Origin of the sequence: Nocardia tenerifensis NBRC 101015 (assembly GCF_000308715.1) — a bacterium.
Lineage (GTDB): Bacteria > Actinomycetota > Actinomycetes > Mycobacteriales > Mycobacteriaceae > Nocardia > Nocardia tenerifensis.
Genome location: NZ_BAGH01000316.1, coordinates 1 through 10285, shown reverse-complemented (window position 1 = coordinate 10285; position 10285 = coordinate 1). Strand labels below are relative to the sequence as shown.

The window sequence follows — 10285 nt, the reverse complement described above, 5'->3', positions numbered from 1 at the left end:
TGATGTCGATCGATCTGTCGTTCTTCCGCTCGGAGACCTCGCAGCGCCTGCGGGATGAAGGGCGTATCGAGGGCCGATCTGAGGGCCGATCCGAGGGGCGTATCGAGGGCCGATCTGAGGGAGTCGCGGGGAGCATTCTGCGGATTCTCGAGCGCCGCGGAGTCGTTGTCGATGATGGGGTGCGAGAGCGTCTGACGTCGTGCACCGATCTGGCGTTGCTGGAGCGCTGGCTCGATCGGTCGCTGACGGTAACCAGCACTGCCGAACTCTTCGACGCCGAGTGATTTCGAAATTTTCGGCGAGATAGGTCGAAGGGGTGTAGGTGGCTCCGACCAAGGGGTGACAGCAGGTCATCGGATTGGTTAGGAGCAGTTATGTCTGTCAATACGTTCTTTTGGTTCGAGACGGCGGCGGAAGAGGCGGCGGCGCTGTATACGTCGGTGGTGCCCAACTCGCGGGTTACCGAGGTGGCTCGGGATTCGGAGGGGGCGGCGTTCGTGGTGGCGATGGAGCTGGATGGGCACGGGGTCACCTTGATGAACGGCGGGCCGGGGCATGCGCTGACGGATGCGGCGTCGCTGCAGATCGTGGTGGAGACGCAGGAGGAGATCGACCGGATGTGGGAGGCGCTCACCGAGGGTGGGGCGCCGGGGCCGTGCGGGTGGTTGACCGATCGCTACGGACTGTCGTGGCAGATCGTTCCCGCCGCCCTGCCGACCCTGATGAACGGCGAGAACGCCGCGAAGACCATCGCCGTCGGCACGGCTCTGCGCGGCATGTCCAAGCTCGATATCAAGACCCTCCAGGACGCGTACGACCACGCCTGACCAAGGGCCGGGTTACGCTCGGTCCATGCGGCGATTCGAAGCGACGATCGAGGCGGGTGCGGGCGGCGGCGCGTATGTCGCGGTGCCCGCCGAGATCGTCGCCGAGCTGGGTGGCGGCGGCCGCATCCCGGTGGCGGCCGCCTTCGACGGCGTCGAGTACCGGGGCTCCATCGCCGACATGGGCGCCGGGCCGTGCCTCGGCGTGTTGAAGGCGATCCGCGCCGAACTCGGCAAGGGGCCGGGCGATCGGGTCGTGGTGACCCTGGCCCGCGACGACGCCGAGCGGACCGTGCAAGTCCCGGACGACCTCGCCGAGGCGCTGCGATCCGCAGGCCTGCGGGCGGCGTTCGACGCACTGTCCTATTCGCGACGGCGCGAACACGTCGCCAAGATCACCGAGGCCAAGGCCGCCGAGACCCGCGCCCGACGCATCGCGAAGGTCGTCGACTCGCTGCGCTGACGACTACTCAGCGAAGGGATCGATGTCGGCGAACGTATCGACCCAACGATGCGGCGGCCGTGGCGGATTCGGCTCCCCGTCCCTGGCGAGCCCGATGGCGTGCCAGCCCGCGGCGACGGCCGCGTCGAGCTCGTCCGGGTGATCGGACAGGAACAGAATCCGGTCACCGGGCACGCCGATCCCGCTCGCGATCTTCTCGTAGGACGAGGGCTCGCGTTTGCCGCCGGCCGTCGACAGGTCGAAATGTCCTGCGATCACCGAGGACAACTCGCCCCCACGCGCGAACGCGAACCAATCCTGTTGGTTGCGAACCGATCCCGACGAGTACACATACAGCGCGAGCCCGTCCGCGTGCCAAGTGCGCAGCGCGGGCGGCACGTCGGGGAAGAACTCACCGTGCAGCGCGCCGGCGCGGAAGCCCTCCGCGCAGATCAACCCTTGCGCCGCCTTGAGCGACTCCGCCTTGACGTCGGAGTCGAGCCAGCCGCGCAGAATCTCCGCCACCTCGTCGGTGTCTGCCTGCGGCCGTTCGCTTTCCGCGCGGACGGCGGCGATGACCGGAGCGGCCGCACCCGCGCGATTCTCGGCGAGCCACGCCGGAAGACGTTGGCGGGTATAGCCGTACAGATCTTCGCGCACCGAACTGGTCGGGCTGGTGGTCCCCTCGATATCGATCACCACCGTGGTGATCATGAGGCGGTGAGCAATTCGTCCAGGGTCGGGAAACCGGAGCTGATCTTGTCGCCGGTGAAGTCGCCGACCCAGCCGTCTTCCTCCTCGAAGAAGCGGATGGCGATGAAGTCGGGCCTGCTGCCCATGTCGAACCAGTGCAGGGTGCCGGCCGGCACCGAGAGCAGATCCCCGCCCTCGCAGACGACGGCGAGCACCTCGTGCCCGAGGTGCAGGTAGAAGCAGCCGCGACCGGCGGCGAAGTAGCGGACCTCGTCCTCGGCGTGCCGGTGCTCGTCGAGGAACTTCTCCCGCGCACCCTTGGCGATCTGCGGCCACTCCGGGTTCGCGTCGTCGGGATGGATGCGCGCGACGTCGATGTGCTTGTAGCGGCCCGACTCGTTGAGCTCGGCGACGTTGCCGGTGTAGTGCGCGAGCAGCTCGTCGGAGTCGATGGACTCGGCGTTGTCCACCACCGGCCAGCGGCCGAAAGTGATGCCGTGCTTGGCCAATTCGGTGCCGATCACCGCGTCGTCGGTGGTCCGCACCCGCACGTCGGCCGCGTTGTCGGCGGCCATCACCTGAAGCAGAGTCATGTCAGTCCCATCTCGAGAGTGTCCTCGCGCGCGCCGAAGGCCTCGCGACGCCCGGTGCGGGCCACCAGCTCGCACAGCGCCTCCAGGCATTCGGCGCGATCACGCGCCTGAGAAAGATTGTCCCCCCACGCGGTGATTCCATGGCCCGCGATGAACAGGACCGGCGGTGCGTCGGGGTGGTCGGTGAGATAGCGCTCGATATCGGCGCCGATGCGCGGCACATTCGCCCAGTTGGGGAACACCGGGATCTCGATCGTCGCCGGATCGGCGCCGCCGAGGCCCTTGATCAACTCGTAGTCGGCGAGGCGCAGCGTGGCCACCGCGTCGGGCGAGCCGACGCGGGTCGCCAGCGCGGTGGCGTAGGGCGGATGGATGTGCACGACGGCCCGCGCGGTGGTGGCCCGGTACGCCGCGGTGTGAATCGTGGTCTCCGCCGAGGGTTTCCGGCCGCCGGTCGCGGTCGGCGTCGAGTCCGCGACCAGGACGGTCACCATATCGCGTTCGGTCAGTTCACCTTTGGACAACCCGCTGCCGGTGATGACGGCGGTCGCGCCGGTCCGCACCGAGATGTTGCCCGCGGTGCCCGGCATCCACCCGCGCGCGTACAGCCCGCGCGCGATGTCGGCGATCTCCTTGCCGGGCAAGGGATCTCCGGCATCCCCGCGATGCACCACACCCGACTCGGTGACGACCGCCGTCACCAATTCGCCCGGCGTGACATCGAATGCCGGGTTGAACACCTGGGTCCCCTCGGGAGCCGTTGCCACACCGCCGAATCCGGTCACCTCGGCGGCGGCGCGCTCCTCCACCACGATGTCGCGCCCGGTCGCCATGTTCGGGTCGCGGGTCGACTCGGGCGCGACCACGATGAACGGAATGCCGTGATGGAGCGCCGCGAGCGCGAGCGAGTACGTGCCGATCTTGTTCGCCACGTCGCCGTTCACGGTGACCCGATCCGCGCCGACGAGCACGCAGTCGACCTGCCCGGTCGCCATGGCCCAGGCCGCCGCGGAGTCGATGGTGAGCCGATGGGGGATGCCGGCCTCGGCGAGTTCCCAGGCGGTGAGCCGCGCGCCTTGCAGCAGCGGCCGGGTCTCGTCGACCAACACGTTCTCGATCGCACCCCGCTCGGACAGCACCCGCAGCGCGCCGATCGCGGTGCCGAACGCGCTGGTCGCCAGCCGCCCGGTATTGCAGTGGGTGAGCACGCGCAGCGGCCGGTCGGGGCAGAGGCGCTGCACCAGATCGGCGGCGTGCGTCGCGGCGGCCCGGTTGACCCGGCCGTCCTCGGCCAGCATCGCCAGCGTCTCGGCCAGCACGGCGTCGGCGCCCTCGGCGACCTTGGCGCGCACTCGCCGCACCGCCCACGCGAGGTTCACCGCAGTCGGCCGGGCGGCGGCGATCCGATCGGCGTCGGCCTGCACCCGAGCTTCGTCGACGACCCCGTCGACGGTGTGCGCGGCGGCGGAGATGACCACGCCGAACGCCCCCGCGATGCCGATGGCGGGCGCGCCGCGGATGGCGAGCACCTTGATGGCGTCGATGACCGCGTCGACCGTGCCGAGACGCAGTTCGCGGACTTCGTGCGGTAACCCACGCTGGTCGATGGTGACCAGCACACCGTCGTCCCAGATCAGGGAACTGTCGTCCATCAGGCGCTTCCTTACCGCGTGGAGCCGTGTTGTGCCTGGTCAACGGTATCGGAATGGGACGGTTTCTAGAAAGTCGGTTGCCGGGGGCGCAGCGGGGGTCAGCCGTCGGGAGGCAGGGTCGGCAGCCGGAACCGTCGCCCGAGACGCAGTGCGCCGACTGTCTACCCGGCGGCCTGCGCGCGCAGCTTAGCGGCCCGCTCGCGCGGATCGTAGTCCGGCCCGACGCCCTCGATCAGCAACAGATCGCCGTCGATGTGGTCGGTGCGCAGGCGGAGGATCTCCTGATACGCGGGGGAGCGGTACCACGCCCGCGCCGTGTCCAGATCGGGGAACTCGAGCAGGACCATGCTGCCCGGCCAGTCGCCCTCCACGATCTCGGCGGGCGGGCCGTGGATGACGAAGCGTCCGTCGAACGGGTCCAGGGTGTCTTGAATGCGCTTGAGGTACTCGAGGATGTCGGCGTGCGGCCTGCGGGCGCGCAGGTGGGCGAAGCCATAGGCGGACATTGGTGTTCCCTTGCTCGGCGACGCCGCCGGAACGCGACGCCGATCCGAACGTAGGCCGCGCGGTGGGAACGGACAATTACCTCGAAGGTAAGCGCGGATCGCGGAAATCGAGGCGGTAATCGTCGATAAAGCACAATCGGGCCGCCGGTTCGCAAAGGAACCGGCGGCACGGTTGTGGATCGGTTACCGGTCGCTCATCCCGCGTCGGCCGGCATCGCGCGGATCTTCGTCCTGGCGCTGATTCGGCATGCGGTCCGACGGTGCGCCGCGACCCATGTCCTGATCTCGACGCTGTTGCTGTTGCTGCCGATCCATCTGCCTCGGCGTTTTTTTAGGCGCTTTCTTCGACTTTTCAGCCATCTCCACTCGGTCCTTTCCGGGGATTGTTATTCGCCTAACGCAACTCACGATAGCGAGCCCCGGGCAATTCCGAAAGAGGAAATGAGAAAAGGCTGTCATACCGGCGATCCGGGGTTGTTCTCCCAGGTAGGAGCCGTATTCTTCTGGTTATGGCTTGCGCGCCTCGATGAGAAATCGGGTCGAGTGGGCGACGAATGGACCATTTTCCTGGATCTCGTCGTGCATCGCGCGGAGGCGATCGTGGTACCGGTCCACTGTGAAGTCCGGGACCATCCACGGCACCTTCCGCAGGAAGTACACGACCGCGCCGATATCGGCGAACTCGACGCGTAAACGTTCGTATCGGAGATCGATGACGTCGAGTCCGGCGACGGCTGCGGCGGCCCGATCGTCATCGGGATTGCGGCGCTTGCGAATTTCCTCGGTCTGCGCGCCGATGAAATACTCGACGAGTTCGAAAACGCTTGCGTCGCCGACGTGTTGCGCCAAATAGGTGCCCGACGGCCGCAGCACCCGCGCGATCTCGGACCACCACACGGTGACCGGATGCCGGCTGACCACCAGATCGAACGCGTTGTCCCCGAACGGCAACGGCGGCTCGTCGGGGTCCACGACCAGCGCCACGCCGAGCGGGTGCAGCAGGTGGGTGGCCTTGGCGATATTCGGCGGCCAGGACTCGGTCGCCACCATCAGCGGCGGCAGGCTTCCGGCGCCGGCCAGCACCTCGCCGCCGCCGGTCTGAATGTCCAGTGCCGCAGCGACTTTCCCGAGCCGCTCACCCAGCAACCGCTGGTAGCCCCAGGACGGCCGCTGCTCGCTGGCCCGCCCGTCCAGCCAGCCGAAATCCCAGCCGGCCACCGACACCGCGTCGGCCTCGGCCACCAGTTCCTCGAAGCTGCGTCCCATGCCCCGATTGTTGCCGAACGGTTGCCGCCACGGCAAAGGGGTTTCCCGCCGCGCCGCGACCCACGCGGTACCGAGCAAGCGAGTCCGTCCAACTGCCGCTACGACGCGATACAGGCCGAGCCCAAAGGCTCAGTCCCTTCAGGCACGCCGACCTGTCTACGGCTATGCGGAGGAGATACACAGAGCTTGCGTACTGTTCACAAGGGCTGGACACCCTGTGAAAGGTGCGGAGGCGCTGTGAGATCCACGGCGGGCCTGCTCGCCGTCCACGGCAGCCGAATCGTCAGCGGCGAACTCCCGGGGCCTGTCGGCTCCCCACCACGAGGACGGTGCTGCTGCCGCCCTCGCCGGGCTCTACCGTGGCAACGGCAGGAATTCGACCGTCGCGCCGTCGGCGGCGTCGGGCGGGACGACGACCAGACCGTCTCGATCGATGAGGCCGCCGAGGTGGGCGGTGCGGACGCTCGGGTCGCCGAGCCAGCCACCCGCCGGTGCGAAACGGGCGGGGACGATCCGGGTGACCGGGCCGGAGATCTCGGCGGCGTTGTGCAGCGGACCGAGCAGCGGTGGCCGAGCGGTGCCGTCCGTGCGCCCGGCGACGATGGCGGGCGCCAGGGCCATGAGGGTCGCCACGGCCGCGAACGGATTGCCGGGCAGGCCGAGAACCGTGGTGCCCGTGGACAGTTCGGCCACCACCGTGGAGCCCCCGGGCCGTAACCGGAGCCGCCGCACCAGGACTCGCGCCTCGGCCCGGGCCACCGCGGCGCGGAGCTGATCCGCCGCGCCGCTGCCCGTCGCGCCGACGATCACCAGCAGGTCGCACTCGCGCGCCGCGGCCAGCACCTCGTCGAAGCCGTTCGGGGTGTCGCGCAGGTGCACCCGATCGGCGGTGCGCATTCCATACCAGGACAGCAGGTCCGGCAGTATCGGCCCGATGGAGTCGCGGGTCTGGCCCGCGTGCAATGGTCCCTCGCTGCGAATCTCGTCGCCGGTCATCACGATTCGCGCGCGGACCGGCCCGCGCACCTGTGCCGCGGTCACCTCCACGCTCGCCGCCGCGGAGATCAGGGCGGCGGTGACCGGGGTCCCCTGCGGCGCAACGAGATCACCGGGTCGCCGGTCCTCGCCGCGACGGCGGATGTCGTCCCTGATCGGGGTGTCCGGCAGTCGGTGCAGGGTGTCATCCGGTGCCACCCTGGTGAATTCGTCCCGGACGACGGCGGTGGTGCCGTCCGGCACGTGCGCGCCGGTGGCGATGCGCACCGCCTCGCCCGGCAGCAGCCCGACCGGGCGCTGGCCGCCCGCGAACCCGATGTCGCGGCGCAGTCGCCACGGACCCCCGTCCGCCACCGCGTACCCGTCCATCGCGGACACGTCGAAGCGGGGCAGCGGTCCGACGGCCGCCAGCGGCGCGGCGAGCGCGGCTCCGCGCACCGAGCGCAGATCCGCCGAGTAGGCGGTGAGCCGGGACAGGTTGTCGCGCAGCGTCTTCCGCGCGTCATCGAGCGAGAGCGCGGGCTCGGTTCCCGCGGCGACCGACGCGCGGGCCTCCCGTACCTCCTCCTCGGTATCGCAGTCGGCGATCCCGGGCAGCGCGATGATCGCCGAGTCGGCGGGGATCAACGCCTTCATCGGCTGATTGATCAGCGATTCCAGCCGGTCAAGCGCCGCCGTCAACGCGGTCCGCCGCCACACCCCGATGAGATACTGCGGCCGACCCGACTCGTCCGCCGCGAACACCGCGTCCGCGCCGGATTCGCAGGTGTGCCTGATCAATTCGGTGACCGAGGCGGCCGACAGGAACGGCAGATCGGCCGCTAGCACCACCACGAGCGGCGCCGCCGAGCCCAGCGCGCGCAATCCCGCGCCGATCGCCGCCACCGGCCCGGACCCCGGCGGCACCTCGCGCGTCTGCCCGATCTCCGGCGGCAGCTCCGGGCGCCGTGGCCCGACCACGACCGTGTGCGCGCACGAGGCGACGGCGGCCAAGGCAGCGTCGAGCATGGAACGGCCGCCGATGACGATCGCGGGTTTGTCGACCCCGCCCATGCGGCTGGCGCGCCCGCCCGCGAGCACTATCGCGTCGGCAGCGGTCACCGAGCACGACCTCGGCTCGGCGCCTCGCCGGACGACGATCCCGCCCCCGGATGCATCCGGCCGGACTGCGACACAGGGCCCAAGCACCTCATGGCGGACATGCTAATTCGTCTCGGCCCGGAAGCAGGGAGGCGGACGGTCTACACGGACGAACAGTCGCGCAGCGGCCGGAGCAGGCAGAACTCGTTGGTCTCCGGATCGGCGAGGGTGAGCCGCCGCGCCGTCGAGGAGTCGGCGTCCTCGATCGCCGTGGCGCCGGCGGCTTGCAGCCGGGCCACCTCGGCGGCCTGATCGTCGAAGGACGCGAGGTTCAGGTGCAGCAGGTTGCGGCCGGACTTCACCTCGGGTGTGCGCACGAACTCCAGCCACGAGCCGAGCCCGGTCGGCGACCGCAGCCCGGCCACCCGCTCACCGCCGTGGGCGACCGGCCAGCCCGAGGCGGTGGCCCAGAACTCGGCTAGCCGCAGCGGATCTCGGGTGTCCATCACGATGGCCGCGACGGCGCCGGTGTCCACGTACTCCTCGCGTGGTTCCAGCACACAGAACTCGTTGCCCTCCGGATCGGCCAGCACCACCCACGGCACCGCGCCCTGCCCGATGTCGATGCGGCGCGCGCCGAGCGACAGCGCGCGATCGACCTGCAGGCGCTGGTGATCGATCGAGCGGCTGGCCAGGTCGAGGTGAATGCGGTTCTTGCCGTTCTTGGCTCGCGCCGCGGGCAGGAAGGCGAGGGCGAGATCGGCGCCGTCGGGGTCGGGGGCGGCCACGTCCACCTCTTCCGGGCGGTCGATGGTCACGCCCCAGCCGAGCAGCTCGGCCCAGAAGTCCGCGATGAACCGCGGCCGGTCCGCGTCGAACACGACACACGCCAAGCGGGTGGACATGTTTCAACGGTAGCGCGGCGCGCCGGGTGCGCGTTCACGGAAACGGAAAACGCGCCGCCCGCAGGTTCACTCGCCCCTCGGTGATCGGCACGCCCTCGGTGGCGAGCAGCCGCAGCTGCCGGTCGGCCAGGTGCGCCGCGGGCTTGCCGCCCGCGCCGATCACCCGGTGCCACGGCAGATCGGCGGCGTCGGTGCGCATGATCCAGCCGACCGTGCGCGGGGTGGACAGCCCGGCGGCCGCGGCGATGTCGCCGTAGGTCGCCACGCGGCCGGGCGGGATGGACGCGACCAGCTCGCGCACCCGCTCGACCTGCTCGTCAGTGGTGGCCATCGCCGTTCAGAGAGCGGAGCGGATCAGCGCCGCCGTCTCGGCCGGAAGGGCTTGCGGGAGCATGTGATCGCTGTCCCAGTCGTGCACGGTGAGGCGCGCGCCGAGATGCTCGGTGAGTGCGGCGCGGAACTCCGGCGTGACGAACGGCGGCTGCACCTTCAGCGCCTGCACGAGCACCGTCGGCAGGTCCCGCGGCGGCAACACGAAGGGGCGGGCCAGTTGTCCCCAGTAGGAGGTGATCGCGGGAATGCTCATCCGCCAGGCGAAGCGACCCTGCGGCGTCGGCACGAGATGCTCGTCGAGTTCGGCCTCGAGGAGATTCGGCGCCACATCGGCCCACGCGGAGGCGAGCTTGTCCTCGCGCGCCCTGGCCACGGATTCGAAGTCGGGCTCGGCCAGCAGGGACTCGGCGATGTCGCCGACGAACTCGGGCGCCAGGCCGATGGCCGGATCCAGGAGCACGAGCCCGCGAATCAGGTCCGGGCGTCGCCGAGCGAGATACATCGCACACGCGCCGCCGAACGAGTGCCCGACCACAGTCACCGGTTCGGTGGTCTCCGCCTCCAGCAACTCGACCAGATCGTCGGCCACGGCCTCGAACGTCCACGGCGGCAATGCGCTCGAACGTCCGTGTCCGCGCAGGTCAGGAGCGATGATGCGGAGATCGGGAAGGTGGTTGACCGCCAGGTCTTCCCAGCGTTTGCCGTGGCCGGTCATCCCGTGCAGGGCGAGCACCGCCTGGCCGTTCGCCGGGCCGAATCGATAGACATGCAGAGCAGACACCGGTCCATTCTGACCTGTACCACGGACGACCGCTCGGCGAGTCGCGCGAGGGGGGCCTCGGCGTGTCGGTCGTGTCTGTTGCAATAGCCCGCGTGGTGCGATCGGATAGCGCGGTGCGACTAGTTCGCCGGAACGTGGCGGCACCCAGGCCGCGCGCCTGGGGAGCCGACGTTCGCGCGCTGTTCGACGCCGCGGCCGCGGCCGGTCCGGCGCG

12 protein-coding genes and 1 pseudogene are annotated in these 10285 nt (G+C 70.0%); 3 read left to right on the top strand and 10 right to left on the bottom strand.

Features of this window, described 5'->3' with window-relative positions; genetic code table 11:
- The 3 genes and pseudogenes from ON39_RS25550 to ON39_RS25540 form a co-directional block, all read left to right on the top strand.
- A pseudogene (locus ON39_RS25550) lies at positions 1-284 on the top strand (hypothetical protein); the annotation flags it as partial.
- Positions 285-374: 90 nt separating this feature from the next.
- Complete coding sequence (locus tag ON39_RS25545; protein WP_040738170.1) at positions 375-827, top strand: VOC family protein; 453 nt, start codon at positions 375-377, stop codon at positions 825-827.
- A 25-nt stretch (positions 828-852) separates the two neighbouring features.
- Positions 853-1287 carry a YdeI/OmpD-associated family protein gene (locus ON39_RS25540; RefSeq protein WP_040738168.1) on the top strand — a complete coding sequence of 145 codons (435 nt, stop codon included), beginning with the start codon at positions 853-855 and terminating at the stop codon, positions 1285-1287.
- A 3-nt stretch (positions 1288-1290) separates the two neighbouring features.
- On the opposite strand, the gene mtnC is transcribed toward ON39_RS25540, so the two are convergent.
- From mtnC to ON39_RS25495, 10 genes are all read right to left on the bottom strand, one after another.
- On the bottom strand, positions 1291-1980 hold the full coding sequence (gene mtnC, locus ON39_RS25535) for an acireductone synthase (protein WP_040738166.1): 690 nt from the start codon (positions 1978-1980) through the stop codon (positions 1291-1293).
- Complete coding sequence (locus ON39_RS25530) at positions 1977-2552, bottom strand: 1,2-dihydroxy-3-keto-5-methylthiopentene dioxygenase (protein ID WP_040738164.1); 576 nt, start codon at positions 2550-2552, stop codon at positions 1977-1979. The genes mtnC and ON39_RS25530 overlap by 4 nt, the downstream gene beginning before the upstream one ends.
- On the bottom strand, positions 2549-4204 hold the full coding sequence (locus ON39_RS25525) for a bifunctional S-methyl-5-thioribose-1-phosphate isomerase/methylthioribulose 1-phosphate dehydratase (protein ID WP_040738162.1): 1656 nt from the start codon (positions 4202-4204) through the stop codon (positions 2549-2551). The genes ON39_RS25530 and ON39_RS25525 overlap by 4 nt, the downstream gene beginning before the upstream one ends.
- Positions 4205-4365: 161 nt before the next feature.
- Positions 4366-4710, bottom strand: coding sequence for a DUF1330 domain-containing protein (locus tag ON39_RS25520; RefSeq protein ID WP_040738161.1), 345 nt, complete (start codon positions 4708-4710; stop codon positions 4366-4368).
- Between the two features lie 183 nt (positions 4711-4893).
- Positions 4894-5070, bottom strand: a complete 177-nt coding sequence (locus ON39_RS49010; RefSeq protein ID WP_157195515.1) for a hypothetical protein — start codon at positions 5068-5070, stop codon at positions 4894-4896.
- Between the two features lie 147 nt (positions 5071-5217).
- Positions 5218-5976: a class I SAM-dependent methyltransferase gene (locus tag ON39_RS25515; RefSeq protein WP_040738173.1), complete on the bottom strand. Its 759-nt coding sequence runs from the start codon at positions 5974-5976 to the stop codon at positions 5218-5220.
- Positions 5977-6330: 354 nt separating this feature from the next.
- Complete coding sequence (locus tag ON39_RS25510; protein WP_040738159.1) at positions 6331-8073, bottom strand: NTP transferase domain-containing protein; 1743 nt, start codon at positions 8071-8073, stop codon at positions 6331-6333.
- 140 nt (positions 8074-8213) lie between these two features.
- Positions 8214-8957 carry a VOC family protein gene (locus ON39_RS25505; RefSeq protein ID WP_040738158.1) on the bottom strand — a complete coding sequence of 248 codons (744 nt, stop codon included), beginning with the start codon at positions 8955-8957 and terminating at the stop codon, positions 8214-8216.
- Positions 8958-8991: 34 nt separating this feature from the next.
- Positions 8992-9288, bottom strand: a complete 297-nt coding sequence (locus tag ON39_RS25500) for an MGMT family protein (protein WP_040738157.1) — start codon at positions 9286-9288, stop codon at positions 8992-8994.
- A 6-nt stretch (positions 9289-9294) separates the two neighbouring features.
- Positions 9295-10071 carry an alpha/beta fold hydrolase gene (locus ON39_RS25495; RefSeq protein WP_040738155.1) on the bottom strand — a complete coding sequence of 259 codons (777 nt, stop codon included), beginning with the start codon at positions 10069-10071 and terminating at the stop codon, positions 9295-9297.
- Positions 10072-10285 lie beyond the last annotated feature (214 nt).

What these genes read in the sequence shown, in the direction of transcription:
- ON39_RS25545 (WP_040738170.1), top strand. Translation starts at nt 375, where the DNA reads ATGTCTGTCAATACGTTCTTTTGGTTCGAGACGGCGGCGGAAGAGGCG.
- ON39_RS25540 (WP_040738168.1), top strand. Translation starts at nt 853, where the DNA reads ATGCGGCGATTCGAAGCGACGATCGAGGCGGGTGCGGGCGGCGGCGCG.
- mtnC (WP_040738166.1), bottom strand. Translation starts at nt 1,980, where the DNA reads ATGATCACCACGGTGGTGATCGATATCGAGGGGACCACCAGCCCGACC.
- ON39_RS25530 (WP_040738164.1), bottom strand. Translation starts at nt 2,552, where the DNA reads ATGACTCTGCTTCAGGTGATGGCCGCCGACAACGCGGCCGACGTGCGG.
- ON39_RS25525 (WP_040738162.1), bottom strand. Translation starts at nt 4,204, where the DNA reads ATGGACGACAGTTCCCTGATCTGGGACGACGGTGTGCTGGTCACCATC.
- ON39_RS25520 (WP_040738161.1), bottom strand. Translation starts at nt 4,710, where the DNA reads ATGTCCGCCTATGGCTTCGCCCACCTGCGCGCCCGCAGGCCGCACGCC.
- ON39_RS49010 (WP_157195515.1), bottom strand. Translation starts at nt 5,070, where the DNA reads ATGGCTGAAAAGTCGAAGAAAGCGCCTAAAAAAACGCCGAGGCAGATG.
- ON39_RS25515 (WP_040738173.1), bottom strand. Translation starts at nt 5,976, where the DNA reads ATGGGACGCAGCTTCGAGGAACTGGTGGCCGAGGCCGACGCGGTGTCG.
- ON39_RS25505 (WP_040738158.1), bottom strand. Translation starts at nt 8,957, where the DNA reads ATGTCCACCCGCTTGGCGTGTGTCGTGTTCGACGCGGACCGGCCGCGG.
- ON39_RS25500 (WP_040738157.1), bottom strand. Translation starts at nt 9,288, where the DNA reads ATGGCCACCACTGACGAGCAGGTCGAGCGGGTGCGCGAGCTGGTCGCG.